At 59.9% G+C, this 24,529-nt stretch carries 26 protein-coding genes; 18 read left to right on the forward strand and 8 right to left on the reverse strand.

Annotated features, from left to right (window positions below):
- Nucleotides 1-129 precede the first annotated feature (129 nt).
- The 3 genes from DR88_RS30245 to DR88_RS23685 all read right to left on the reverse strand — a co-directional run bounded on the left by DR88_RS30245 (nt 130) and on the right by DR88_RS23685 (nt 3,119).
- Entirely contained in the window at nt 130-252 is a 123-nt protein-coding gene (locus DR88_RS30245; protein ID WP_004146677.1) for a hypothetical protein, read from the reverse strand.
- 5 nt (nt 253-257) lie between these two features.
- Nucleotides 258-1,673: a melibiose:sodium transporter MelB gene (melB, locus tag DR88_RS23690; RefSeq protein WP_004146676.1), complete on the reverse strand. Its 1,416-nt coding sequence runs from the start codon at nt 1,671-1,673 to the stop codon at nt 258-260.
- Between the two features lie 93 nt (nt 1,674-1,766).
- Nucleotides 1,767-3,119 carry an alpha-glucosidase/alpha-galactosidase gene (locus DR88_RS23685; protein WP_004146675.1) on the reverse strand — a complete coding sequence of 451 codons (1,353 nt, stop codon included), beginning with the start codon at nt 3,117-3,119 and terminating at the stop codon, nt 1,767-1,769.
- Nucleotides 3,120-3,358: 239 nt separating this feature from the next.
- On the opposite strand from DR88_RS23685, the gene melR reads away from it, so the two are divergent.
- Entirely contained in the window at nt 3,359-4,297 is a 939-nt protein-coding gene (gene melR, locus DR88_RS23680; RefSeq protein ID WP_002885229.1) for a transcriptional regulator MelR, read from the forward strand.
- 49 nt (nt 4,298-4,346) lie between these two features.
- Here the strand turns inward: melR and proP are convergent, their stop codons facing one another.
- Complete coding sequence (gene proP, locus DR88_RS23675; RefSeq protein ID WP_002885227.1) at nt 4,347-5,849, reverse strand: glycine betaine/L-proline transporter ProP; 1,503 nt, start codon at nt 5,847-5,849, stop codon at nt 4,347-4,349.
- 187 nt (nt 5,850-6,036) lie between these two features.
- Here proP and DR88_RS31660 point away from each other — a divergent pair, with 187 nt between their 5' ends.
- From DR88_RS31660 to phnP, 13 genes are all read left to right on the forward strand, one after another.
- Complete coding sequence (locus DR88_RS31660; RefSeq protein WP_025862073.1) at nt 6,037-6,306, forward strand: hypothetical protein; 270 nt, start codon at nt 6,037-6,039, stop codon at nt 6,304-6,306.
- An 87-nt stretch (nt 6,307-6,393) separates the two neighbouring features.
- Complete coding sequence (locus DR88_RS23670) at nt 6,394-6,729, forward strand: zinc ribbon domain-containing protein YjdM (protein ID WP_004177783.1); 336 nt, start codon at nt 6,394-6,396, stop codon at nt 6,727-6,729.
- A 228-nt stretch (nt 6,730-6,957) separates the two neighbouring features.
- Nucleotides 6,958-7,392 carry a VOC family metalloprotein YjdN gene (gene yjdN, locus DR88_RS23665; RefSeq protein WP_002885221.1) on the forward strand — a complete coding sequence of 145 codons (435 nt, stop codon included), beginning with the start codon at nt 6,958-6,960 and terminating at the stop codon, nt 7,390-7,392.
- Nucleotides 7,393-7,547: 155 nt separating this feature from the next.
- Entirely contained in the window at nt 7,548-8,273 is a 726-nt protein-coding gene (gene phnF / locus DR88_RS23660; protein ID WP_025862072.1) for a phosphonate metabolism transcriptional regulator PhnF, read from the forward strand.
- A complete protein-coding gene (phnG, locus tag DR88_RS23655; RefSeq protein ID WP_004210036.1) occupies nt 8,274-8,726 on the forward strand; it encodes a phosphonate C-P lyase system protein PhnG in 453 nt (150 codons plus the stop codon).
- Nucleotides 8,723-9,307, forward strand: coding sequence for a phosphonate C-P lyase system protein PhnH (phnH, locus tag DR88_RS23650; protein WP_002885207.1), 585 nt, complete (start codon nt 8,723-8,725; stop codon nt 9,305-9,307). Before phnG ends, phnH begins: the two co-directional genes overlap by 4 nt.
- Nucleotides 9,308-10,372 (forward strand): carbon-phosphorus lyase complex subunit, encoded by a 1,065-nt coding sequence (locus DR88_RS23645; protein ID WP_004177786.1) that lies wholly within the window; start codon nt 9,308-9,310, stop codon nt 10,370-10,372.
- Nucleotides 10,365-11,213: an alpha-D-ribose 1-methylphosphonate 5-phosphate C-P-lyase PhnJ gene (locus DR88_RS23640; protein ID WP_002885202.1), complete on the forward strand. Its 849-nt coding sequence runs from the start codon at nt 10,365-10,367 to the stop codon at nt 11,211-11,213. The genes DR88_RS23645 and DR88_RS23640 overlap by 8 nt, the downstream gene beginning before the upstream one ends.
- On the forward strand, nt 11,210-11,968 hold the full coding sequence (gene phnK, locus DR88_RS23635) for a phosphonate C-P lyase system protein PhnK (RefSeq protein ID WP_004178305.1): 759 nt from the start codon (nt 11,210-11,212) through the stop codon (nt 11,966-11,968). Before DR88_RS23640 ends, phnK begins: the two co-directional genes overlap by 4 nt.
- A gap of 107 nt (nt 11,969-12,075) precedes the next feature.
- Nucleotides 12,076-12,756 carry a phosphonate C-P lyase system protein PhnL gene (phnL, locus tag DR88_RS23630; protein WP_025862071.1) on the forward strand — a complete coding sequence of 227 codons (681 nt, stop codon included), beginning with the start codon at nt 12,076-12,078 and terminating at the stop codon, nt 12,754-12,756.
- Nucleotides 12,753-13,889 (forward strand): alpha-D-ribose 1-methylphosphonate 5-triphosphate diphosphatase, encoded by a 1,137-nt coding sequence (phnM, locus tag DR88_RS23625; protein WP_004146669.1) that lies wholly within the window; start codon nt 12,753-12,755, stop codon nt 13,887-13,889. Before phnL ends, phnM begins: the two co-directional genes overlap by 4 nt.
- Nucleotides 13,889-14,452: a ribose 1,5-bisphosphokinase gene (gene phnN, locus DR88_RS23620; protein ID WP_025862070.1), complete on the forward strand. Its 564-nt coding sequence runs from the start codon at nt 13,889-13,891 to the stop codon at nt 14,450-14,452. The genes phnM and phnN overlap by 1 nt, the downstream gene beginning before the upstream one ends.
- 15 nt (nt 14,453-14,467) lie before the next feature.
- Nucleotides 14,468-15,226 (forward strand): phosphonate metabolism protein PhnP, encoded by a 759-nt coding sequence (gene phnP / locus DR88_RS23615; RefSeq protein ID WP_004151728.1) that lies wholly within the window; start codon nt 14,468-14,470, stop codon nt 15,224-15,226.
- 21 nt (nt 15,227-15,247) lie between these two features.
- Here the strand turns inward: phnP and yjdP are convergent, their stop codons facing one another.
- The gene (gene yjdP, locus DR88_RS23610; RefSeq protein WP_004151729.1) at nt 15,248-15,601 is read right to left on the reverse strand and encodes a DDRRRQL repeat protein YjdP; all 354 of its coding nucleotides are present in this window, start codon (nt 15,599-15,601) and stop codon (nt 15,248-15,250) included.
- Between the two features lie 70 nt (nt 15,602-15,671).
- Complete coding sequence (locus tag DR88_RS23605; RefSeq protein WP_004146668.1) at nt 15,672-17,957, reverse strand: ATP-binding protein; 2,286 nt, start codon at nt 17,955-17,957, stop codon at nt 15,672-15,674.
- A 179-nt stretch (nt 17,958-18,136) separates the two neighbouring features.
- Between DR88_RS23605 and DR88_RS23600 the strand changes: the two genes are divergently transcribed.
- The 4 genes from DR88_RS23600 to DR88_RS23585 all read left to right on the forward strand — a co-directional run bounded on the left by DR88_RS23600 (nt 18,137) and on the right by DR88_RS23585 (nt 22,706).
- Nucleotides 18,137-19,657: a sugar ABC transporter ATP-binding protein gene (locus tag DR88_RS23600; RefSeq protein ID WP_002885173.1), complete on the forward strand. Its 1,521-nt coding sequence runs from the start codon at nt 18,137-18,139 to the stop codon at nt 19,655-19,657.
- Nucleotides 19,654-20,652 carry an ABC transporter permease subunit gene (locus DR88_RS23595; protein WP_004146665.1) on the forward strand — a complete coding sequence of 333 codons (999 nt, stop codon included), beginning with the start codon at nt 19,654-19,656 and terminating at the stop codon, nt 20,650-20,652. The genes DR88_RS23600 and DR88_RS23595 overlap by 4 nt, the downstream gene beginning before the upstream one ends.
- A 30-nt stretch (nt 20,653-20,682) precedes the next feature.
- Nucleotides 20,683-21,624, forward strand: coding sequence for an ABC transporter substrate-binding protein (locus DR88_RS23590; RefSeq protein WP_002885156.1), 942 nt, complete (start codon nt 20,683-20,685; stop codon nt 21,622-21,624).
- A gap of 74 nt (nt 21,625-21,698) precedes the next feature.
- The gene (locus tag DR88_RS23585) at nt 21,699-22,706 is read left to right on the forward strand and encodes a carbohydrate kinase family protein (RefSeq protein ID WP_004146664.1); all 1,008 of its coding nucleotides are present in this window, start codon (nt 21,699-21,701) and stop codon (nt 22,704-22,706) included.
- 124 nt (nt 22,707-22,830) lie between these two features.
- On the opposite strand, the gene DR88_RS23580 is transcribed toward DR88_RS23585, so the two are convergent.
- Together DR88_RS23580 and DR88_RS23575 are read right to left on the reverse strand one after the other, a co-directional pair.
- Nucleotides 22,831-23,748, reverse strand: coding sequence for a nucleotidyl transferase AbiEii/AbiGii toxin family protein (locus DR88_RS23580; RefSeq protein ID WP_004146663.1), 918 nt, complete (start codon nt 23,746-23,748; stop codon nt 22,831-22,833).
- A gap of 5 nt (nt 23,749-23,753) precedes the next feature.
- On the reverse strand, nt 23,754-24,512 hold the full coding sequence (locus DR88_RS23575) for a type IV toxin-antitoxin system AbiEi family antitoxin (protein ID WP_004177809.1): 759 nt from the start codon (nt 24,510-24,512) through the stop codon (nt 23,754-23,756).
- Nucleotides 24,513-24,529: the final 17 nt, after the last annotated feature.

The following is a 24,529-nucleotide window of genomic DNA, read 5'->3' on the forward strand; positions in this document are numbered from 1 at the left end:
AGACAAATAAGAGAAAAATGTAAGACCCCAAAAGAGTAGCAAGAGTTAAAAAGCAGCGCAAGAGCACGAAAAAGAGACAATTCTGAGTTTTATTTGAGAACAATCGGAGAAACAAACAGTCCAGAACGCTCAAAAAGAGAAATAATTGAGATAAAATAGAGAACTACAGTTTTCTCTTTCTGTCTTTTTAAGACACTGTTTTTTGCTCAAAAAGAGAGCATCCCTCCCCTCTTTCGTCAGCGGTTTTCGCACGTTTTTTACACCTGATTGGGTACCACAATCGGCCGTTCCGGCTCGACGTCATTTTCCGGTACCCGGCGATATTTATCCAGCAGGTGAATCTGAATCCGTCGCAGCATATCGCCATTCAGTTTGTAATAACGGAAATAGAGAAACAGCGTCAGAGCAAAAAAGAGCGTCGGCAGCGCAATCATAATCGCCTGCATCCCCAGCAGCGTGTGGGGCGACTGCACAACATTCGGCACGTAACCGATGATACCGAGCACGATGGCGATAAACCAGGCCGCAAACGCCGAACCGGCTTTTACCACCAGCGTCTGCACCGAGTAGGCGATGCTTTCGCAGCGGATATTCATCGTATATTCGCCATAGTCGACGGTATCGGCCACCATAATAACCTGCAGCACCCAGAACAGCGCGGTGCCGATATTCAACAGCATCCCGGCCAGCGAAATCAGCGCGATGTTGTAAACGCCGCCCAGCGCCATCAGCAACAGCACGCCGCAGCCCAACACGGGCATGATCGAAGCACCCGCCCACAGAATGCGCCGCGACAGCCCTTTCACCAGTCGTGGGAACAGGATCAGCGTCAGCAAATTCGCCGCCCCGGCGTAGGACATGTAATACGGGAACATCTCCGCGCTGCCAATCACGTAGGTAAAGTAGTAAATCGCAAAGCCAGCGATAATGTTCGCCGCCGTGTTATAGGCCAGCGCCATGCCTAACAGGCAGGCCAGCTGATCGTTTTTATAGATCAGCGCCACCATCTGGCGCAGTGAGAGGTGGCTGGAGTCTTCGCTCACACCACTGTCGGAGGAGTAAACCTCATGCACGTTGCGCAGGGTGACGAGGGTGGAAACGACGAAGAAGGCGATCAGCACCAGAGTGAACATCTGAAAACCGAAACCGCGATCGGCGCCGCCGACGGCGTTGACGAACGGCAGCGTGACGCCGGCCGTGACAAATCCCGCCAGACTGGCGAAAAAGCGCGGGTAAGGCACCAGCTGCTCGCGTTCGCGTTTATCGAGGGTAATGGTCGGCACCAACGACCAGAACGGCACATCCATGATGGTGTAAGTGAAGCCCCACAGCAGGTAGGTTAGCCACACCCACGCCAGCAGCGCCCCGCCGCTGAAATGGTGGGCGCTGAACAGCATATACAGCACCACCGAGTTGGTTATCGTGCCGATCAGGATCCACGGTTTGAACTTTCCCCATCGCGACCGCGTACAGTTAACGATCCATCCCATAATCGGATCGGCTATCGCATCGAGGATCCTTGCCACCAGGAACAAGGTGCCAACCACCCCGACCGATAAGCCAACAATATCGGTGTAGTAATACATCAGGTACATGTAGACGATACCGATAGCGAAATCTTTACCAAAGGCACCAAATCCGTAGCTGAGCTTTGTTGTCATTGAAATACTCATAGGGTCCAGGTCGCTGTCGCCAGCGCCTCCTTCAGCGTTTGATAGAGCGTGACAGGCACCGCCGGGTTCGTTGCCCCCGGCGGCATAAGAGGATTAACGGTGCAGCCAGGCCGGCAGCCAGTCGCCGTGGCTGGCGATCAGATCGTCCACCAGCGCGTAGATCTCTTCGATCCCCAACACCGCGGCGGTGTGCGGATCCATCATCGTGGCGTAATAGACATAATCGCGATTTTCGGTGAGGATCGCCTGCGTGAGCAGCGTCTGCACGTTGATATTGGTCTGCATGAGCGCCGCCAGATGCGCCGGCAGCGCGCCCACTTTGGTCGGCTGGATGCCGTTGGCGTCCACCAGGCAGGCCACTTCCACACAGCAGCCCTGAGGCAGGTTGTCGATGAGATTATCGTTGCGCACGTTGCCGTACACCACGCTTGGCTCGCCGGTCCAGATGGCGTTCATGATGGTGCTGGCATATTCGCGGGAGGGTTTCACCTCAATGCGCTCCCCGCGCTTATAGCTCTCCAGCTCCTGATGCCAGTTGGCCAGTTGCTCGACGCAGCGTTTAGGGTATTCATCCAGCGGCACTTTATAGCGAGCGATAAGGTCATCGCGGCCCGGCTTGATAAACCATGGCGTGTATTCCGCGAAATGCTCCGAGGACTCGGTGACGAAGTAGCCCAGCTTTTTGAACATTTCATAGCGGACAATGTTTTCGCAGCGCGGGTTGCCGTGCAGGTTCGGCTTCGGCGCCCGCCCGTCGGCGTAGGCCTGTAGCAGGTCGGGGTAGATACTGACGTAGCTGCCATCCGCGAGCTTTTTCTCCAGCGACAGATAGAACGCCATATGGTTAATCCCGGCGCAGCGGTAGCGTAAATCCGCCGGATCGAGATCGAGGTCGCGCGCCAGCTCTTCCGCTGTGCCTTGCACCGAGTGGCACAGACCCACCTGCTTGATATGCGGGTAGCGGGCGTACATCGCCCAGGTGTTCATCGCCATCGGGTTGACGTAGTTAAGCATGGTGGCGTCCGGGCAGACCTCGGTCATGTCGTCGCAGATAGCCCACAGGTGTGGGATGGTGCGCAGCGCGCGCATAATGCCTCCCGGCCCCAGCGTATCGGCAATGGTCTGCTCCAGGCCGTGGCGCTTGCAGACTGCAAAATCGGTGACGGTACAGGGCTCATAGCCGCCAATCTGGAAGGCAACGACGACAAAATCGGCGCCCTGCAGGGCGGTTTTCCGGTCGCGGTGGCAGCTGATTTCGCCGTTCGCGCCCACGGAATCCATCAGCTTGCGCACCACGATATGCGACTCTTCCAGCCGGGTTTCATCGATATCCATCAGCGCGATATGCGCCGATTTCAGCGCCGGGCGCTGGAAAACATCACCGAGAATATTTTTGACGAACACCGTCGAACCGGCGCCGATAAAAGTAATTTTTGGGGCAGACATCACGCACTCTCCATCAGGTCATTGAACACTTGCAGAGTGGCACGCCGCTCCCCGCTGCGCTGCCCTGTTCCCGCCGGAGCATTCCCGAAAGCTCAGATCGGCCATTAAGCGCCACAAAATCTGAGATTTCGGGAACAGATTGAGCAAAAAGGAGAGAAAATGGGCCGATTCTTCCGCTAAGCTGTCGTCAGTTCTGGCGAAAAATGCAGCCACTCTGACAATTCAGGAATACGCTAACGATGGAACACCGCTTCACCTCTCTGCCCCCCGATCCCTTTATGTGCAGCAGCGACGAAAAGCAGAGCCGCAGCCCGCTGGCGCTCTACTCCGAGTATCAGCGTATGGATATCGAACTGCGCCCGCCGCACGCCATGCCCACCAGCCACTGGCACGGCCAGGTGGAGGTCAACGTGCCGTTCGATGGCGACGTGGAGTATTTGATTAATAACGAAGTGGTGCGCATTGAGAAAGGCTATATCACTCTGTTCTGGGCCTGTACGCCGCATCAGCTGACCCGCCCCGGCGATTGCCAGCAGATGGCGATATTCAACCTGCCGATGCATCTGTTTCTCTCATGGCCGCTGGACCGGGAGCTTATCAACCACGTCACCCATGGGATGGTGATTAAATCCCTCGCTGCGCAGCAGTTGAGCGCCTTCGAAGTGCGCCGCTGGCAGCAGGAACTGAGCCACGAGAATGAACAGATACGCCAGCTGGCGATCGATGAAATCGCCCTGATGCTGAAGCGGCTGAGCCTCGCCGGCTGGCAGCCGATTCTGGTCAATAAAACCTCACGCACCCACAAGAACAGCGTCTCCCGCCACGCGCAGTTTTATGTCAGCCAGATGCTGGAGTTTATCGCTGCCCACTACGACCAGGCGCTGACCGTCAATGCCGTTGCCGAGCACGTGAAGCTCAACCCGAACTATGCGATGGGGGTCTTTCAGCGGGTGATGCAGCAGACCATGAAGCAGTACATTACCGCCATGCGTATCAATCATGTGCGGGCGCTGCTGAGCGATACCGACAAGACCATCCTGGATATTGCCCTTACCGCCGGTTTTCGCTCCAGCAGTCGCTTCTACAGCACTTTTACCCGCTACGTGGGCATGCCGCCGCAGCAGTACCGTAAACTCAGCCAGCAGCGGCGTCACGGCCTGGCCTTGCCGGAGGCATAAAAAATGCCGCCGGGGTTTCCCCAGGCGGCATGATTAACAGTGAAAACGGTTAGTCGTTGATACGCGGATGCTGCTGCACCAGACGCGACCGTTTTGCCTGCAGATCGGCGATCTCCTGATCGATATCTTCGATTTTTTGCTCGATGTTATCGTAGTGCTCGCCAAGGATTTCTTTCGCTTCCTGGATATCCGACGCCGCCGGGGTCGCCCCTTTCAGCGGACGGTTAGCCGTCTCTTTCATCGACAGGCCCGTCGCCATACCCACCACCGCGATAACCATCAGGTAGTACGCCGGCATCATCAGGTTTTGGGTGGTCTCCACCAGCCACGCCGCCAGGGTTGGCGTCAGACCGGCAATCAGCACCGAGATGTTAAAGGCGCTGGCCAGGGCGCTGAAGCGGATGTGCGTCGGGAACATCGCCGGCAGCGAGGAGGCCATCACCCCGATAAAGCAGTTTAGCACCACCGCCAGCAGCAGCAGGCCGGCGAAGATCAGGCTAGTCACGTTGCTGTTGATCATAATGAAGGCCGGGATCGACAGGGCAAACAGCGCCACGCTACCAATCAGGATAAACGGGCGACGGCCGAAACGGTCGCTGAGCATACCGATAACCGGCTGTACAAACAGCATCCCGACCATGATAGCGATGATGATCAGCACCCCATGATCTTCCGAGTAGTGCAGGTTATGCGACAGATAGCTCGGCATGTAGGTCAGCAGCATGTAATAAGTCACGTTGGTGGAAATCACCAGACCGATACAGGTCAGCAGGCTACGCCAGTGCTTGGTGGCAATCTCTTTAAAAGAGACCTTCGGCCCGTCCTGCAGTCCTTCACGGTCGCCCTGCTCCATGGTGTCAACATGCTGCTGGAACGCCGGCGTCTCTTCCAGCGCATGGCGCAGGTAAAGACCAATGATACCTAACGGTAGCGCCAGGAAGAACGGGATACGCCAACCCCAGTCGAGAAAGTTCTGTTCACCCACCACGCTGGAGATGAGAACCACCACGCCGGCCCCCATCACAAACCCGGCGATGGAGCCAAAGTCCAGCCAGCTGCCCATAAAGCCGCGCTTGCGGTCAGGAGAGTATTCCGCGACGAAGATCGACGCCCCGGTATATTCACCGCCAACCGAGAAGCCTTGCGCCATTTTACACAGCAGCAGCAGGATCGGCGCCCAGATACCTATCGTGGCATACGACGGAATAAGGCCGATACAGAAAGTACTTATCGACATGATCACGATAGTTATCGCGAGAATTTTTTGCCGACCATATTTATCGCCCAGCATCCCGAAGAACAGGCCGCCTAACGGACGAATTAAAAATGGTACGGAGAAGGTACCCAGCGCGGCAATCATCTGCACGCTTGGGTTGGCATCGGGAAAGAAGACTTTACCTAAGGCGTAGGCCACAAAGCCGTAGACGCCGAAATCGAACCACTCCATCGCGTTGCCCAGGGAGGCCGCGGTGATCGCCTTTTTCAGTTTACCATCATCGATGATGGTCACATCCTTAAGGGTGATGGGCTTTATTTTTTTCCTTTTAAGCATATTTTTCCTCTGCTACTCCGCCTTGAGTGCACGCCTCTTCGCCGAATGGCAAGGCCATTCGCATCGTGCGTCAGGAGCGGTGAATTGCTGTGCTCCTCATTTCAAGCGTAGCAGGTTTGCCTGCACTGTCTGCTGACAGAATGTACAACCGAACCTGTTGACGCCTGCTCTGGCTACTGGTGAATAAATGGAGCGGCTCATCGTGATGCTTGATGAAATTGACCTGCTCCCCTTTTTTACCCTAACAGTGTTTATATCTGCGATCAACTTCACAGAAATTTACCGCCTCATTACAGAGTGTCGGAAAATAAATAAGTTCATTTCCTGCCGATCGCGCGGAAATTATTTCGTCGATTTTGCTCCACTTCGGGCGGTTAATTTCAGCGTTTATTCGCTTCTTCCCGGAATAACACCACGGCTATTTTTTAGCAAAAAAACACCCGACAAAAGTGGGTGATTGCGCTATAATCATACCCACTTTCGGCTCTCAGCCGCTGTTTAAAGGACCAACGTCCTGTTTTTCGACGACATCATGAGGAGCGTCATGCAACTGCCACACTGCCCAAAATGCGATTCGACTTACACTTATGAAGATAGCGGCATGTACATCTGCCCGGAATGTGCCCATGAGTGGAACCCTGCCGAGGCGACGGAAGAGAGCGACATTCTGATCGTTAAAGATGCCAATGGCAATTTACTGGCCGATGGCGACAGCGTTACCGTCGTGAAAGATCTGAAGGTTAAAGGCAGCTCTTCGATGCTGAAAATCGGCACCAAAGTGAAAAATATCCGTCTGGTCGAAGGCGATCACAATATTGACTGCAAAATTGACGGTTTTGGTCCGATGAAGCTCAAATCGGAATTTGTGAAAAAGAACTGATTTAATTTCGGGTAGGCGGCACGATTATTTTTTCACATAACCGTCGCCGCTCCCGATATCCTGGTGGCCGTTTGTCCACCGGCGCATCCTGTTATTTCCCTCGCCGGCAACCGCTATTTACACTGTCGCCTGCCGTCATATTTCAGCGCCCCTTTTCTCCCTGCCGTCTGGCTCAATCGCCTGCCGGGCGACTACGCTTTACGGGTTACGGTCACTGAGGTATTCACCATGTCCTTAAGTCCCTACCTTGCCTTTGCGGGCAACTGCGCCGAGGCGATCGCCTTCTACCAGCAGACGCTGGGCGCAGAGCTGATGTTTAAAATGACCTTTGGCGAAATGCCGCCCCCGGCGCAGGAAGCGTCAGACGGCTGCCCGTCTGGCCAGAAGATGGCGGATGATGCTATCGCCCACGCCAGCCTGCGCATCAATAATGGCGAGCTGATGCTGAGCGACAGCGCCTTCGGGCCCGATGTGCATTACGCCGGCTTCACCCTCGTCCTCGATCCCAGCGATGTCGCTGAAGGCCAGCGCTGGTTCGACGCGCTGGCTGTCGGCGGGCGCATTGAGATGGCCTGGCAGGAAACCTTCTGGGCCCACGGCTTCGGCAAAGTCGTCGACCGCTTTGGCGTCCCCTGGATGATCAACGTGGTCAAACAAGGCTGACGCCCCCAGGGCGGCCCGGCCGCCCTGTCATCCGCCTGGCATCAACTCTTCATCCTTTGGTCATCGTCACTTAACCGAAATGCAACATAAACCGGTCAGGATCGGCCCACAACGCGAGGAAGCTCCTCGCCTATGCTGTGTGAGGCTTGATGACCATGCACCTGTCCAGACATCCGACCAGTTACCCCACGCGCTATCAGGAAATCGCCGCCCGACTTGAGCAGGAGCTGCGCCACCACTATCGCTGCGGCGACTATCTGCCCGCCGAGCAGCAGCTGGCGACGCGCTTCGACGTTAACCGCCACACCCTGCGCCGGGCTATCGACCAGCTGGTTGAGCGCGGCTGGGTTCAGCGCCGTCAGGGCGTGGGTGTGCTGGTGCTGATGCGCCCCATCGACTACCCGCTTAACGCCCAGGCGCGCTTCAGCCAAAACCTGCTGGAACAAGGCAGCGATCCCACCAGCGAAAAGCTGCTGTCGGTGCTGCGCCCCGCCAGCGCCCATGTCGCCGAGGCCTTTGGCATCAATGAGGGCGAGAACGTGATCCACCTGCGTACCCTGCGCCGGGTCAATGGCGTCGCCCTGTGCCTGATCGACCACTACTTCGCTGACCTGCGCTTCTGGCCGGTGCTACAGACCTTCAGCCACGGCTCGCTGCACGATCTGCTACGCGATCGGCTCGACGTCGAACTGACCCGCGTACGCACCAAAATTAGCGCCCGCCGCGCGCAGGCAAAAGAGAGCAAGCTGCTGGAAATCCCCAATATGGCGCCGCTGCTCTGCGTCCGCACGCTCAATAGCCGCGAGGGCGAGTCGTTCACGGCGGAGTACTCCGTCAGCCTGACCCGCGCCGACATGATTGAATTTACCATGGAGCACTGAATGCACTTCGATACCGCCACCCGCCAGCGCTGGATGTCCGTGCTGGCCCACAGTGAACCGCAGGACCTTCTGGCGCGCATGCAGTCCCTGCAGCTGGCGCCGGAATATGAATTGATTCGCACCCCGGAAACCGGGCTGGTACAGCTCCAGGCCCGCATGGGCGGTATCGGCGACCGCTTCTTTGCCGGCGACGCCACCCTTACCCGCGCAGCGGTACGCCTGGCTGACGGTACCCTCGGTTACAGCTGGATCTTAGGCCGCGACCGCCCGCACGCTGAACGCTGCGCGGCGATCGACGCCCTGCTGCAGTCGCCCCGCCATTTTCACACCTTAATGGAAACTCTGATAACCCCGCTGGAAGCGCTACGCAGCGCGCGCATTGAAGCCCGACGCGCCGAAGTCAACGCCAGCCGGGTCGACTTCTTTACCCTGGTTCGCGGAGATAACGCATGACCTTACAACCCGCTTTTACCCTGGCTGTGCAGGATGCCCAACACAGTTTTCGTCGACTGCTGAAAGCGATGAGCGAGCCGGGGGTGATTGTCTCCCTGCAGCAGCTTCAGCACGGCTGGCAGCCATTGAACGTGGCCTCCACCAGCCTGCTGTTGACCCTTGCCGATCATGAAACCCCGGTCTGGCTCGCCAGCGCTCTGCGTAACGATCTGGTGGGACAGAATCTGCGCTTTCATACCGGCGCGCCGCTGGTGGACCAGCCGCAGCAGGCGGTTTTTGCCGTCGCCAATGACGGTATCAGCGCCGAGCAGCTCAACGTCCTTTCCGCTGGCACCGTCACCGCGCCGGAAACCGGCGTCACACTGATCGTTCAGCTTGCCAGCCTCAGCGGCGGACGCATGCTGCGCCTGACCGGGGCAGGCATTGCCGAAGAGCGAATGATCGCGCCGCAGCTGCCGGACTGCATCATCGACGAATTAACCGAACGCCCGCATCCGTTCCCGCTGGGCATCGACCTGATCCTCACCTGCGGCGAGCGCCTGCTGGCGATCCCGCGCACCACCCACGTGGAGGTGTGCTAAATGTACGTTGCCGTCAAGGGCGGCGAGAAGGCGATCCGCGCCGCTCACGCCTTACAGGAACAGAAACGACGGGGCGATGGACGGCTTCCCGAACTGAGCGTCGAACAGATAGGCGACCAGCTCAGCCTGGCGGTGGACCGGGTGATGACCGAGGGCGGGATCGCCGACCGCGAACTGGCGGCGCTGGCGCTGAAGCAGGCCAGCGGCGATAACGTCGAAGCGATCTTCCTGCTGCGCGCCTACCGCACCACCCTGCCGCGGCTGGCGGTCAGCGAACCGATTAATACCGCGGAGATGCGCCTCGAACGCCGCATCTCCGCAGTGTATAAAGATATCCCCGGCGGCCAGCTGCTGGGCCCCACTTACGACTACACCCACCGCCTGCTCGATTTTACCCTGCTGGCCAACGGCGAAGCGCCGTCTGTGCAGCAAGCCGATGGCGAAGCAGAGCCGACGCCGCACGTCTTTAGCCTGCTCACGCAGCAGGGGCTGGCGAAGACCGAGGAAGATCGCGGCACGCCGCCCGACGATATCACCCGCACCCCGCCGGTCTACCCCTGCTCGCGTTCCTCGCGCCTGCAGCAGCTGATGCGCGGCGATGAAGGCTACCTGCTGGCGCTGGCCTATTCGACCCAGCGCGGCTATGGCCGCAACCATCCGTTTGCCGGCGAGATCCGCAGCGGCTACGTGCAGGTGGAAATCGTCCCGGAAGAGCTGGGCTTTAGCGTCAATATTGGCGAGCTGCTGCTGACCGAGTGCGAGATGGTTAATGGCTTCGTCGCCCCGCAGGAGGAGCCGCCGCACTTCACCCGCGGCTACGGCCTGACCTTCGGCATGAGCGAGCGCAAAGCGATGGCCATGGCGCTGGTCGACCGTGCGCTGCAGGCGCCGGACTATGACGAAGAGATTGCCGGCCCGGCGCAGGATGAAGAGTTTGTGCTGGCCCACGCCGATAACGTCGAAGCGGCCGGCTTCGTCTCGCATCTGAAGCTACCGCACTATGTCGATTTCCAGGCCGAACTGGCGCTGCTGAAACGCCTGCAACGGGAGAACGAACGTGGCTAACCCACTGACTGGCTATAACTTTGCTTACCTCGACGAGCAAACCAAGCGCATGATCCGCCGGGCTATTCTCAAAGCGGTAGCGATTCCCGGCTACCAGGTGCCGTTCGGCGGGCGCGAAATGCCAATGCCCTACGGCTGGGGCACCGGCGGCATCCAGCTGACCGCCAGCGTCATCGGTGAGAACGACGTGCTGAAGGTGATTGACCAGGGCGCGGATGACACCACCAACGCGGTGTCGATTCGTCAGTTCTTTAAGCGCGTCACCGGCGTCGCCACCACCGAGCGTACCGAAGACGCCACCCTGATCCAGACCCGCCACCGGATCCCGGAGACGCCGCTGGTGGAGGATCAGATCCTGATCTACCAGGTGCCGATCCCGGAGCCACTGCGCTTTATCGAGCCGCGTGAAACCGAAACCCGCACCATGCACGCCCTGGAAGAGTACGGCGTCATGCAGGTGAAACTGTATGAAGATATCGCCCGCTTCGGCCATATCGCCACCACCTACGCCTATCCGGTGAAGGTCAATGGCCGCTACGTGATGGACCCTTCGCCGATCCCGAAATTCGATAACCCGAAAATGCACATGATGCCGGCGCTGCAGCTGTTCGGCGCCGGGCGCGAAAAGCGGATCTACGCCGTGCCGCCCTATACCCCGGTGGAGAGTCTCGATTTCGACGACCATCCCTTTACCGTGCAGGAGTGGGATGAGCCCTGCGCCATCTGCGGCTCGCGCCACAGCTACCTCGACGAAGTGGTACTGGATGACAGCGGCCAGCGGATGTTTGTCTGCTCCGATACCGACTATTGCCGCCAGCAGAGCGAGGGGCAGAAAAAATGAACCAGCCATTACTTGCTGTGAATAACCTGACCCATCTCTACGCCCCGGATAAAGGTTTTCGCGATGTCTCCTTCGAGCTGTGGCCGGGAGAAGTGCTCGGCATCGTCGGCGAGTCCGGCTCCGGTAAAACCACCCTGCTGAAGGCAATCTCCGCCCGCCTGACGCCGCAGCAGGGCGAGGTGCTGTACCAGCAGCGCTCGCTGTACGCCATGAGCGAAGCCGAACGCCGACGCCTGTTGCGCACCGAATGGGGCGTGGTGCACCAGCACCCGATGGACGGTCTGCGTCGCCAGGTCTCAGCGGGGGGCAACATCGGCGAACGGCTCATGGCCACCGGCGCCCGCCACTACGGCAACATTCGCGCCACCGCCGAAAAGTGGCTGCAGGAGGTGGAGATCCCCCCCTCGCGCATCGACGACCTGCCCACCACCTTCTCCGGCGGCATGCAGCAGCGTCTGCAGATCGCCCGCAATCTGGTCACCCAGCCGAAGCTGGTGTTTATGGATGAACCCACCGGCGGGCTGGATGTGTCCGTGCAGGCGCGGCTGCTAGACCTGCTGCGCGGCCTGGCGGTGGAGCTGAATCTGGCGGTGGTGATTGTTACCCACGATCTCGGCGTCGCTCGCCTGCTGGCGAACCGTCTGCTGGTGATGAAGCAGGGCCAGGTGGTGGAGAGTGGCTTAACCGACCGGGTGCTCGACGATCCGCACCATCCTTACACCCAGCTGCTGGTGTCGTCGGTGTTGCAGAATTAATGCTGTTTTGCCGGGTGGCGGCTGCGCCTTACCCGGCCCACAGGTGCGTTATTCGTAGGTCGGGTAAGCGACGCGCCACCCGGCAACTCAACCTCGTGAGAGCTAACATGATCCGCGTTGAAAACGTCCATAAAACCTTTGTTCTGCACCAGCAGCACGGCGTGCGTCTGCCGGTGCTGGCCGACGCCTCGCTGACCGTTAACGCCGGGGAGTGCGTGGTGCTCCACGGTCACTCCGGCAGCGGCAAATCGACCCTGCTGCGTTCGCTGTACGCCAATTATCTGCCGGACAGCGGCCATATCCATATCCGCCACGGCGACGAATGGGCGGACCTGGTCACCGCCACCCCACGCAAGGTGCTGGAAGTGCGCAAAATCACCATCGGCTGGGTCAGCCAGTTTCTACGGGTGATCCCGCGCATTTCGGCGCTGGAGGTGGTGATGCAGCCGCTGCTCGATCTTGGGACGCCGCGCGAAGCGAGCGCCGCGAAAGCCGCCCAGATCCTGACCCGCCTCAACGTTCCGGAACGCCTGTGGCACCTTGCGCCGTCCACCTTTTCCGGCGGCGAGCAGCAGCGGGTCAACATCGCCCGCGGTTTTGCGGTCGACTATCCGATCCTGCTCCTTGATGAACCCACCGCCTCACTGGATGACAAAAACAGTGCTGCCGTGGTCAACCTGATCCACGATGCCAAAGCGCGCGGCGCGGCCATCGTGGGGATTTTCCATGACGAAGGGGTACGCCGTCAGGTCGCCGACCGACTGCACTCTATGGGAATGACAGCATGATTATCAATAACGTAAAACTGGTTCTCGACGACGAGGTGGTCCACGGTTCGCTGGAAGTCCAGGACGGTCGCATCCTCGCCTTCGCCGAAAGCCAGAGCCGGCTGCCGCAGGCGCTGGATGGGGAAGGCGGCTGGCTGCTGCCGGGCCTTATCGAGCTGCATACCGATAACCTCGACAAGTTCTTTACCCCGCGGCCGAAGGTAGACTGGCCGGCCCACTCGGCGATGAGCAGCCATGACGCCATGATGGTCGCCAGCGGCATCACCACCGTGCTGGACGCCGTGGCGATTGGCGACGTGCGCGATGGCGGCGATCGTCTTGAGAATCTGGAGAAGATGGTCAATGCCGTGGAGGAGACGCAAAAGCGCGGTCTCAACCGCGCCGAACACCGCCGGCACCTGCGCTGCGAGCTGCCGCATCACACCACGCTGCCGCTGTTTGAAAAACTGATCGATCGCGAGTCGGTGAGCATGGTCTCTCTGATGGACCACTCGCCGGGCCAGCGTCAGTACGCCGATCGCAGCAAGTACCGCGATTATTATCAGGGCAAATATCATCTGACGCATGACGAAATGGACCGTTTTGAAGCCGAGCAGATGGCTCTGGCCGCCACCTGGTCGCAGCCCAATCGCCAGACCATCGCCGCCATGTGCCGCGCCCGCCGTATCGCCCTCGCCAGCCACGACGACGCCACCGAAGCGCATGTGGCCGAATCCCACCAGCTAGGGAGCGTGATCGCCGAGTTTCCCACCACGCTGGCCGCGGCGCAGGCTTCACGTCAGCACGGGATGCACGTCCTGATGGGGGCGCCGAATATCGTGCGCGGCGGTTCCCACTCCGGCAACGTCGCCGCCCACCAGCTGGCGAGCCACGGTTTGCTGGACATCCTCTCATCTGACTATTACCCCGCCAGCCTGCTGGATGCCGCTTTCCGCATCGCCGACGCCGAGGACAATGCCTTCACCCTGCCACAGGCGATCCGTCTGGTCAGTCAGCATCCGGCGCAGGCGCTGGGCCTTGACGATCGCGGCGTCATCGCCGAGGGGAAACGCGCCGACCTGGTGCTGGCGCACCGTCGCGGCGAACATATCCAGATCGACCATGTCTGGCGCCAGGGAAAGAGGGTCTTTTAATGCCAGGAAAACTGATTTGGCTGGTGGGCCCCTCCGGCTCCGGTAAAGATAGCCTGCTGGCGGCGCTGCGCCAGCGCGAGCACCCGCAGCTGCTGGTGGCCCATCGTTACATAACCCGCCCGTTTAACGCGGGCAGCGAGAATCATATCGCCCTGAGCGAACATGAGTTTTTTACCCGCGCCGAGCAGCATCTTTTTGCTCTCAGCTGGCACGCCAACAATACTTACTATGGCATTGGCGTGGAGATCGACCTCTGGCTGCACGCCGGCTTTGACGTGGTGGCCAACGGCTCCCGCGCCCACCTGGCGCTGGCCCGGGAACGTTACGGCGAGGTGCTGGTGCCGATCTGTCTCGCCGTCTCGCCGCCGGTGCTGCGCCAGCGGCTGGAGCAGCGCGGCCGGGAAAACGCGCTGGAAATCGCCCAGCGTCTGGACCGCGCCGCGCGCTATAAGCCGGACAACTGCCTGACATTGAATAACGACGGCAGTCTCCGACAATCGGTCGATGAATTTTTCCGCCTGCTGCGCAGCCACGTGGCGCGCGAAGCGGATCAACTGGTATAAACAAAAGGTGATACGATGAGCCTGACCCTCCGCTTAACCGGCACCGGCGGCGCTCAGCTGGTGCCGGTCTTCGGCTGCGACTGCGCGGCCTGCCGCCGCGCCCGCCGCGAGGAGAGCCACCGACGCCGCCCCTGTAGCGGAGTGGTCACGTTCAACAGCGCCGTGACGCTGCTCGATGCCGGACGACCGGATCTGATGGAACATCATCCCGCCGGCAGCTTTCAACAGGTGCTGCTGACCCACTACCATCTGGATCATGTGCAGGGGCTGTTTCCGCTGCGCTGGGGAGTCGGCGCGTCGATTCCGGTCTATGGCCCGCCGGATGACGCCGGCTGCGACGATCTGCTCAAACACCCCGGTCTGCTTGACTTTAGCCATACCGTCACGCCGTTTGTGATGTTTAACCTGCAGGGGCTGCGGGTGACGCCCCTACCCCTTAATCACTCGAAGCTGACCTTTGGTTATCTGCTGGAGTCGGCCCACAGCCGGCTGGCCTGGCTCTCGGATACCGCCGGGCTGCCGGACAAGACGCTGAAGTTTTTGCTCAATAACCGCCCGCAGGCGATGATCATCGACTGCAGTCATGAGCCGCGCGCGCAGACCCCGCGTAACCATAACGATCTAAACACCGTCCGCAGCCTTAACCAGGTCATTGGCTGTCCGCGGGTGATCCTCACCCATATCAGCCACCAGTTTGACGTCTGGATGATGGATAACCCGCTGCCGACAGGTTTCGAAGCGGGCTATGACGGGATGGAAATAGCGCTGGATTAAGCGCTGGCCTGCGGGGGGCGATCAGTAGCTATCATCCAGACGACGCTGGTCGCTTTCTAACTGACGACGATCGCGGTCGAGCTGACGCTGGCGTTCATCCAGCTGGCGGCGGCGCTCGTCCAGCTGGCGTTGCCGCTCGTCATACTGGCGCTGACTGTCACGGCTCTGCTGACGGCTCCCCTGATAGCGCCCGTCATCATACCGGCCATCGTCATCGTATCTGTCGTCGTCATCGGAGCGACTGCTGCCCGGGTTATAGGCGTCGTTAATGGCTTGCTGAATATTGCCGATCGCGTCATCGATAATATCGGCGCGAGCGGCCAGGCTGGTCAGCGACAGAGTGCAAAAGAGCAGTGCGGTTGCGTAACGTTTCATCGGGGCCAATCTCATCAGAGTCCTGCCGCTACCTTAATCATCCGCATGAAACCCGGGTAGCGGAGGAATCTCAAATCCTCGCGTACGCCGCGCTCAGCGCCTGCGCCAGCTGGGCGCGGGTAAACGGCTTACGCAGCCACTCAACCTCCGGCAGGGCCGGGTTCTGCGCTGGACGCAAATCCTGGCCGCTGATCAGTAGCACCGGCAGCGCCGGAAAGCGGCGTCGGGCGGTATGGATCACATCGGCGCCGCTCAGGGCGCCGGGCAGCATCAGATCGCTAATCAGCAGGGCAATATCCGGCGAGGCCTCCAGCAGCTGCAGCGCCTCTTCACCGCTGGCGGTTTCCAGCGTCAGCCAGCCCAGCTGATGCAGCTGTTCACATAGCGTCTGGCGGACATCCTCTTCATCTTCCAGCACCAGCGCCAGCCGCTCGCCCGCCGGGGGCGGCTCGTCCACCGCTGGCGCCACCTCCTTCTCAACCTCGGTCAACGCTCGCGGCAGCTGCAGCCGCACCGTCGTCCCCTGCCCCGGCGCGCTCTCCAGCGCCACCCGGCCGCCAGACTGGCGCACAAAGCCATACACCATCGACAGCCCCAGGCCGCTGCCGCTGCCGGTGGCTTTGGTGGTGAAGAAAGGTTCAAACACCCGGGCTTTCACCGCCTGCGACATCCCGCTGCCATGATCGATCACCTCCAGGGCCACCATATCCTGCCGCTGGCCGCTGCTGCGGGTGACCCGCTGATTCCAGGTACGTATTTTGATGACCCCGTCGCGCCCCGCCATGGCGTCGCGGGCGTTCATCACCAGATTGATCAGGGCGTTTTCCAGCTGGCCAACGTCTATCCATGCCGGCCACGCCGGCGACTGCGCCTCAATCTCCAGGCTTAAGGTCGCCGGCAGGGAGTGACGCATCAGCTCGCTGAGGTTCTCCAGTAGCGGCGCCATCGCCACCGCCTGGGGATGCAGCGCCTGCTTGCGTGAAAAGGCCAGCAGCCGCTGGGTCAGAAGCGCCCCACGCTCCGCCGCCTTCAGCGCCCTGGAGAGGCGCGGCGCATCGCGCGCATCCGGCTCCACCAGCTCAAGGCTGCCGATAATCACCGCCAGCAGGTTGTTAAAGTCATGCGCCAGACCTCCGGTCAGCTGGCCGACGGCCTTCATCTTCTGACTATGCAGCAGCGCCTCCTCCAGCTCCTGGCGCTTAATCCGATCGATCTCCATCTGGTTGGTCTTCTCTTTCAGCAGCCGGGTGGTGTGCTCCAGCGACGCCATATTGCGGGCGAAAACGTTAAAGGCCCGCGCCAGCTCCCCCAGCTCGTCGCGCCGCTGCAGGGCCGGCACCGAGACGTTCGGCTCTCCCTGAGCCAGCCGCGACATCGCCCGCGAGATGGCGGTCAGGTTCGAGCCGAGATTACGGTAGATGTACCACCCGGCGCAGCCGGTGATCGCCAGCGCCAGCAGCGCGGAAAGCAGAATAAACATACTGATGGAGCGCAGCTCCCGATGGCTCTGCGCCGCCCGCTGCTCTGAGGCTTCCGCCACCCGGGTCACGTACTGATTGATATCTTCGTTAAGCAACGCGACCAGCGCTTTGATGTGATACATGTACCAGCTGATCGTCAGGTCGCTCTCCTCCAGCTGGGCCGACAGCGGGGCCAGCGTCGCCAGCTCGCGGGTCACATCAGGGAGGACAAACGCCAGCGCGGGATCGGCGCTGCGTGTCGGCAGGGCGCCGCGCAGCTGGTCGAGTTGCAGGACGATCGACCGCGGCGTGACGGTATGGATCGCAGCCACGATCAGCCGGTCCATCTCGGCCAGCCGGCGCGGATCGATCGCCTTATCCCCGCCGCGATCGTTAAGATCGGCGAGATGGCGCAGGTTACTCTGATTCTGGTAAAGCGAACTCAGCAGCGCATTGCGCTGCAGATGGCGGCGCTGGCCGCGCTCCAGCATCTCCGCCACGCTCTGCTGCAGCGCGTTGCTGAGGCGAATAATATTGGCCACCCGCGCCTGCTCCTGCTGCGCCAGCGGGGCCGCCGCCAGCTGGGCCAGCGAGTGCTTCAGCGCCTGCTGCGTCGCCAGCAGCCGTTCCGCTTCGCTTTTGTACTCCAGCGCCCCCACCACCTGCGACAGGCGCACCGCCGCCGTGGCGACATTCGCCGTGTCCCGCGCCAGATCCATACTGCCGCGCATGTCGTTGAGAGTCTGGCGCTGCACCTGCTCCTGCAGCTGGCTGGCGTGGTGAAAGCCGAACACCGCCACGCCGCTGACCAACAGGGTGACCACGCCCATCAGCAGATTAAAGGAGAGCAGGCGGCCACGGGCGCTGGTGAAAAACGGGTGTCGGCGAGCGGTCATAACAACTCCGGTGAAGGATCGGTCGGCAGATAAGCGTGACGGTGCAGAAAATGACGCCGCGTAACTGTGATCGCGGTTAACTATTTATCACTATGACAAATATGAATGGATTCTGACATTCTGCATTTATTTTCCGGTGGTGGACTGCAGCTATTGTTCTTACAGACAGGAGCGCCGCGATGACCGCCACCCCGGTACTGGAAATGCGCCATATCGCCAAAGCTTTTGGCAAATTCTACGCGCTGAAGGGCGTCGACCTGACGGTCTGGCCCGGCGAGATCCATGCCCTGATGGGGGAGAACGGCGCCGGAAAAAGCACGCTGATGAAGATCCTCGCCGGCGCCTATACCGCCACCAGCGGCGAGATCCTGATCGACGGAAAACCGCAAACGATCCGCGGCCCCAAGGACGCGCTGGCCGCCGGGATCACGTTGATCTACCAGGAGATGCAGCTGGCGCCGAACCTGACCGTCGCGGAAAACATTTTCCTCGGCAGCGAGCTGGCGCGCGGTGGTCTGGTGCAGCGCAAAGCCATGCTCAGCCAGGCGCAGGCGGTGATCGACCGTCTCGGCGCCCAGTTCAAAGCCAGCGACCGGGTGATGACCCTGACCATCGCCGAACAACAGCAGGTGGAGATCGCCCGCGCCCTGCACCGTCAAAGCCGCATTCTGGTGATGGATGAACCCACCGCCGCCCTCTCCTCGCGGGAAACCCAGCGCCTGTTCGAGCTCATCCTGCGCCTGCGCGATGAGGGGATGGCGATCATCTATATCAGCCACCGCATGGCGGAAGTGTATGAGCTCTCCGACCGGGTCAGCGTCCTGCGCGATGGGCAGTATGTCGGCAGCCTGGTGCGCGACAAGCTCAACGCGCCGGAGCTGGTGCGCATGATGGTCGGTCGGCCGCTCAGCGATCTCTTCAATAAAGAACGGGACATTCCCCGCGGCCAGCCGCGCCTGCGGGTCGAGGATCTGACCGATGGCGGCAAGATTAAGCCCAGCAGCCTGGTGGTGCATGCCGGCGAAATCGTCGGCCTCGCCGGGCTGGTCGGCGCCGGGCGTTCCGAACTGGCGCAGCTGATCTTCGGGGTGCGCAAAGCCACCGCCGGGGTGATTGAGATTGACGGCGAGCCGGTGGTGATCCACTCGCCGCGGGAAGCCATCGACCTCGGGATCGGCTTTCTGACCGAAAACCGCAAAGAACAGGGGTTGTTTCTCGAACTGGCAGCCCAGGAAAACATCACCATGGCGACGCTGGAGCGCGACGCGACCTGGGGGATGCTCAACCGCCGGAAGGCGCAAACCATCTCCGATGACGCCATCCAGTTGCTTAACATCCGCGTGCCGCACGCCCAGGTGCGCGCCGGTGGACTGTCCGGCGGCAACCAGCAGAAGCTGTTAATTTCGCGCTGGGTGGCGATTGGCCCGCGCATTCTAATCCTTGATGAACCCACCCGCGGCGTCGACGTCGGCGCGAAAAGCGAAATTTACCGCATCATGAACGACATGGCGCGCCAGGGCGTCGCCATTCTGATGATCTCCAGCGAGCTGCCCGAAGTGGTGGGCATGAGCGACCGGGTCTATGTGATGCGCGAGGGCGTTATCGCCGGCGAGCTACAGGCCGGTGATATTAGCCAGGAAAGTATCATGACGCTGGCCACCGGCGTGACCGATTCTCACCTTAAGGCAGGGCAACTATGAGCATACCGAAAGAGAACTCCGCGCCGGTCGCGAAATCCGCTTCGGCGAAAAAAATGTTGATGGGCGACCTGATGCAGACCGTCGGCATTCTGCCGATCCTCATCCTGATCGTCGCCGTTTTCGGCTTTATCGCCCCCAACTTTTTCACGGAAAGCAATCTGCTGAATATCACCCGCCAGGCCTCGATCAACATTGTGCTGGCGGCGGGAATGACCTTCATCATCCTCACCGGCGGCATTGACCTTTCCGTCGGCTCCATCCTTGGCACCACCGCAGTGGCCGCGATGGTGGTGTCGCTGATCCCGGAGTTTGCGTTGCTGTCGATTCCGGCGGCGCTGATGCTCGGCCTGCTGCTCGGCCTGTTCAACGGCGCGCTGGTCGCCTTCGCCGGGCTACCGCCGTTTATCGTCACCCTCGGCACCTACACGGCGCTGCGCGGCGCCGCCTATCTGCTGGCCGACGGCACCACGGTGATCAACTCCGATATCAGCTTCGAGTGGATCGGCAATGACTACCTCGGCCCGGTGCCCTGGCTGGTAGTCATCGCCCTGGCGGTGATCGCGATGTGCTGGTTTATCCTGCGCCGCACCACCCTTGGGGTGCATATCTACGCGGTGGGCGGCAACATGCAGGCGGCGCGGCTGACCGGCATCAAAGTCTGGCTGGTGCTGCTGTTTGTCTATGGCATGAGCGGCCTGCTCTCCGGCCTTGGCGGGGTGATGAGCGCTTCGCGGCTGTACAGCGCCAACGGCAACCTCGGCGTCGGCTACGAGCTGGACGCCATCGCCGCGGTCATTCTCGGCGGCACCAGCTTCGTCGGCGGTATCGGCACCATCACCGGTACGCTGGTGGGGGCGCTAATTATCGCCACCCTCAATAACGGCATGACCCTGATGGGGGTCTCCTACTTCTGGCAACTGGTGATCAAAGGGGCGGTGATCATCATTGCGGTGCTGATCGACAAATACCGTACCCGACATCATCAAAGTGCATAACAACAACATCTTACCTGCGAGGAAAAGCGAATGCGTTTAAAACCGATAGTCACCGCGCTGTGTGCTGGCGCGCTGCTGGCCGCCTCCCCTTTTGCGTCGGCCAAAGAGCTGAAAGCGATTGGCGTGACGGTGGGCGACCTTGCCAACCCGTTCTTTGTACAGATCACCAAAGGGGCGGAGCTGGAGGCCCGCAAACTGGCGGGGGATAACGTCAAAGTGACGCTGGTCTCCAGCGGCTACGATCTGGGCCAGCAGGTGGCGCAGATCGATAACTTTATCGCCGCCAAAGTCGATATGATCATCCTCAACGCCGCCGATTCGAAAGGCATTGGCCCGGCGGTGAAGCGGGCCAAAGAGGCCGGGATCGTGGTGGTGGCGGTTGACGTCGCCGCCGAAGGGGCCGACGCCACCATCACCTCCGATAACACCCAGGCGGGCGAGCTGGCCTGTAAATACATTAGCGACCGCCTGAACAACAAAGGCAACGTGGTGATCATCAACGGGCCGCCGGTCTCCGCCGTACAAAACCGCGTCGAAGGCTGCGAAACGGAGTTCAAAAAACACCCGGACATTAAAATCCTCTCCGCCAACCAGAACGCCAAAGGCAGCCGGGAAGGCGGCCTGGAGGTGATGACCTCCCTGCTGGCGGCCAATCCGAAGATTGACGGCGTGTTCGCGATCAACGATCCGACGGCGATTGGTGCCGATCTGGCAGCGAAACAGGCGCAGCGCAGCGAGTTCTTCATCGTCGGCGTCGACGGCAGCCCGGACGGCGAAGAGGCGCTGAAGCGTAAGAACTCGCTGTTCGTCGCCACCCCAGCGCAGGACCCACAGGTGATGGCAGCGAAGGCGGTGGAGATTGGCTACGACATCCTGCAGGGCAAACCGGCGCCGACCGCGCCGGTACTGATCCCGGTGACGATGATCGACAAAAATAACGTCAGCTCTTACAAAGGCTGGACCGTGAAATAAGCGCAACCCGGCGCACAATCGTTCCGCCGATTGTGCGCTACGCTTAACGAATATGACGGCGCGGAGTAGCGATCATGGAACGGAAAGGCATTATTGCCGCAGGCAACATGCTGGTCGATCATGTCCACCAGATCGGGCAGTGGCCGGAGCGCGGCTGGCTGGTGGAAATTGTCCATAGCGAACGCGCCACCGGCGGCGCGCCGCTGAATGTCCTGCTGACCCTGGCCAAAATGCACGCCGGGCTGACGCTGCAGGCGGTCGGCCTGATTGGCGAGGATAACGATGGCGACTACATCACCGCCATGCTCGATCAGTACCATATCAATCGCCAGCTCGTACAGCGCACCAGCTCCGCCCCCACCTCGATGACCCAGGTGATGACCGACGCCGAAGGCCAGCGCACTTTCTTTCATTCTCCCGGCGCCAACCGCCTGCTTGATCTCCCGGCTTTTGAGCCGCTGGATGCGCCGCTGAAAATTTTCCATCTCGGCTATCTGCTGCTGCTCGAAAGCCTCGATCGCCCCGATGAAGTGTACGGCACCCGCAGCGCGCGACTGCTGGCGCAGATGCGCGAGCGAGGCTATGAGGTGTCCCTCGATCTGGTGTCGCGCAAGGGCGACCCGCGCTACCGGCCGCTGGTCCTGCCGGCGCTGAAGCATCTTGACTACCTGACCATCAATGAACTGGAAGCCAGCGAGTTTAGCGGGCTGGAGATTCGTCTACCCAACGGCGAGCCGCACGTCGCCAATATCGCCCGCGCCGCCAGCGCATTGCTTGACGCCGGCGTACGCCAGCGGGTAGTGATCCATTGTCCGGAGGGGGCATGGGGCGTCTCCCGTACCGAAGCCGGGCGCTGGGTACCGTCATGGCGGCTGCCGCCGGAGGAGATTATCGGCAGCGTCGGCGCGGGGGACGCCTTCTGCGCCGGCCTGCTGTACGGCAGCCACGAACGCTGGCCGTTAACCGCCAGTCTGCAGCTGGCCCACGCCTGCGCCCGCGCCAGCCTGCAGGCCGCCAACGCGATCGACGGCGCCAAAACGCTCCCTGAGCTGCAGACGTTTATTCAGTTGCAGAATGTTTAGATCGAGTAGATCCCGCTATCAGGGCGATGCCACAGGAGAACGGCGTGTCATGGCGAGAAAAGGGATACGGTTTATTCAAATCACGCCTGTTTTACGCTGAGTTCAACAAGGGCGGGCCAGGTAACTAACTGCGCCACTCGGCCAGCACCTTTTCCAGTTTATCTAATGACTCAGCGCGTTTTATCGCTGGCATCTGATGAATATTGCGCAATTTCCACTGCACGGCAGGCAAATCCTGAATACGCATTTCCGGCGCTAAACGCCAGTCTGGTTCGCCTCGTTTAAATGACAGTAAAAAATCGACATCCTGTTGTGTGAAACAGGATTTTAACGCAGCAATCATCCTGTTGGGGACTGCTGTCAGTTCCTCCAAGGCTATCGTCTCAAATGTCATCCCGCTGAATTCACGGTAAAAAGGTTCAGCAATATCTTTCCAGCGAGGATTCAGCACTTCAGCCAGAGGCCGATTATGGCTCAGTAAATACGCGATAAACCCATTGAAAATGGGACGGTCAAGCTCCTGCGCATCAAGAAGTAATTTCACGTCATAAAAATCTCTGGGATGCTGGCGATCCAGCGCCGCGCATAATTTTCCACCGTAGAGGTCAGGCAACGAAACCACTGGAAGGCTGGCATAGCCAAAAACGTCCTCTACCGCCCCCACCACTTCTCGCTCCTGTGGTGGATATAATGTTCCCCGGGCGACCGGTGAAACCTCTATCTTTATTTGCGCGCTATCGGTAGTAACAATGACACGCATCTCATCTGAACGATTAGCTTGTAATACAGCGCTCATACCTGCCTGTTGTTGCAGATTGGCGGCAATACGTGCAAGCGCATCCCGTATATGAGGTAAAGCGATGGCTCTGCTTTCCAGGGGCACCCAGGCGAGGTCGATATCCACCGATAATCGAGGGAAATCGCGGATAAAGAGATTGATGGCAGTGCCACCTTTCAGCGCAAATTCCCGTTCGACAGCAACATAGGGTAAAACCTGCATTAGCAGAGCAACCTGCCGATAATAAGGCGCCTGTATATCCATATTTTTTATTCCTTTTGAAAGCGTTCAGGCACTGTGATTTGGTATTGAGCATTGAACTTTCCATTTTCCACGATTTGCCGCTTGCCCGCTCCCAGATCGATTTTTTGGCTATCGATTCGTTTGAGCCAGCCATGCTCGTAAAAACTGGCGAAGAAGAGATACAAACGCTTGGCCTGCACGGACTGGCTGACGGAAAGAAGATACTCTACTTTACGAGGATTAAGATTAACCAGCCCCTGGAAAAGCTCTGCAGCGTGGTTAAATGAGAGGGTCCCCGGCACCGCGCTCAGCAACTCGTAAGCAGCCAGTTCTGGCGCACTGCCGATGAGTTTTTTCCCTTTTATATCAAGCGTTACACGGTATCTATCATCCAGCACCGGCAGTTTTTTCCCCGATATGACTATCCACTCCACACCCGGGAATTCCCTGAACCATTTCGGCAGCAGCGCTTTATTTTCCACACTAAGCCAGCACTGGTTTTGTTTTAGCTGTAGATAGTGTGAACGGCCCTGCCAGACTAAGCTACTGAGCCCCGCAACATACACCGGAGCGGCAAGCTGATTTTGCAAACATGCTAATGCATCGTTCCACTCCGGCTCACGTCCCGCACGCGCATATACGCCGTTGCCTCTTTTTTTTAACCAGCCACTTTGCGCGTATTTAAAGGCCAGAGAGGGAGAGATGGCATGCTGGCTTAACCAGGACTGAAGGATCACATCTCCGGGAGCGCTGTTTTGCAGCAGCCAGTTTAATTTTGTTGCCATAGATTAACCCAGAGTGT

This window comes from Klebsiella pneumoniae (genome assembly GCF_000742135.1).
Classification (GTDB): Bacteria; Pseudomonadota; Gammaproteobacteria; order Enterobacterales; family Enterobacteriaceae; genus Klebsiella; species Klebsiella pneumoniae.

Coding starts and splice junctions, on each gene's coding strand:
- phnP (WP_004151728.1), top strand. CDS start 14,468: ATGAGCCTGACCCTCCGCTTAACCGGCACCGGCGGCGCTCAGCTGGTG.
- DR88_RS23585 (WP_004146664.1), top strand. CDS start 21,699: ATGGAACGGAAAGGCATTATTGCCGCAGGCAACATGCTGGTCGATCAT.
- DR88_RS31660 (WP_025862073.1), top strand. CDS start 6,037: ATGGAGCGGCTCATCGTGATGCTTGATGAAATTGACCTGCTCCCCTTT.
- DR88_RS23605 (WP_004146668.1), bottom strand. CDS start 17,957: ATGACCGCTCGCCGACACCCGTTTTTCACCAGCGCCCGTGGCCGCCTG.
- DR88_RS23600 (WP_002885173.1), top strand. CDS start 18,137: ATGACCGCCACCCCGGTACTGGAAATGCGCCATATCGCCAAAGCTTTT.
- phnN (WP_025862070.1), top strand. CDS start 13,889: ATGCCAGGAAAACTGATTTGGCTGGTGGGCCCCTCCGGCTCCGGTAAA.
- phnL (WP_025862071.1), top strand. CDS start 12,076: ATGATCCGCGTTGAAAACGTCCATAAAACCTTTGTTCTGCACCAGCAG.
- DR88_RS23595 (WP_004146665.1), top strand. CDS start 19,654: ATGAGCATACCGAAAGAGAACTCCGCGCCGGTCGCGAAATCCGCTTCG.
- phnG (WP_004210036.1), top strand. CDS start 8,274: ATGCACTTCGATACCGCCACCCGCCAGCGCTGGATGTCCGTGCTGGCC.
- DR88_RS23645 (WP_004177786.1), top strand. CDS start 9,308: ATGTACGTTGCCGTCAAGGGCGGCGAGAAGGCGATCCGCGCCGCTCAC.
- phnM (WP_004146669.1), top strand. CDS start 12,753: ATGATTATCAATAACGTAAAACTGGTTCTCGACGACGAGGTGGTCCAC.
- DR88_RS23685 (WP_004146675.1), bottom strand. CDS start 3,119: ATGTCTGCCCCAAAAATTACTTTTATCGGCGCCGGTTCGACGGTGTTC.
- phnK (WP_004178305.1), top strand. CDS start 11,210: ATGAACCAGCCATTACTTGCTGTGAATAACCTGACCCATCTCTACGCC.
- phnH (WP_002885207.1), top strand. CDS start 8,723: ATGACCTTACAACCCGCTTTTACCCTGGCTGTGCAGGATGCCCAACAC.
- proP (WP_002885227.1), bottom strand. CDS start 5,849: ATGCTTAAAAGGAAAAAAATAAAGCCCATCACCCTTAAGGATGTGACC.
- DR88_RS23575 (WP_004177809.1), bottom strand. CDS start 24,512: ATGGCAACAAAATTAAACTGGCTGCTGCAAAACAGCGCTCCCGGAGAT.
- phnF (WP_025862072.1), top strand. CDS start 7,548: ATGCACCTGTCCAGACATCCGACCAGTTACCCCACGCGCTATCAGGAA.
- DR88_RS23670 (WP_004177783.1), top strand. CDS start 6,394: ATGCAACTGCCACACTGCCCAAAATGCGATTCGACTTACACTTATGAA.
- melB (WP_004146676.1), bottom strand. CDS start 1,673: ATGAGTATTTCAATGACAACAAAGCTCAGCTACGGATTTGGTGCCTTT.
- melR (WP_002885229.1), top strand. CDS start 3,359: ATGGAACACCGCTTCACCTCTCTGCCCCCCGATCCCTTTATGTGCAGC.
- DR88_RS23590 (WP_002885156.1), top strand. CDS start 20,683: ATGCGTTTAAAACCGATAGTCACCGCGCTGTGTGCTGGCGCGCTGCTG.
- yjdN (WP_002885221.1), top strand. CDS start 6,958: ATGTCCTTAAGTCCCTACCTTGCCTTTGCGGGCAACTGCGCCGAGGCG.
- yjdP (WP_004151729.1), bottom strand. CDS start 15,601: ATGAAACGTTACGCAACCGCACTGCTCTTTTGCACTCTGTCGCTGACC.
- DR88_RS23580 (WP_004146663.1), bottom strand. CDS start 23,748: ATGGATATACAGGCGCCTTATTATCGGCAGGTTGCTCTGCTAATGCAG.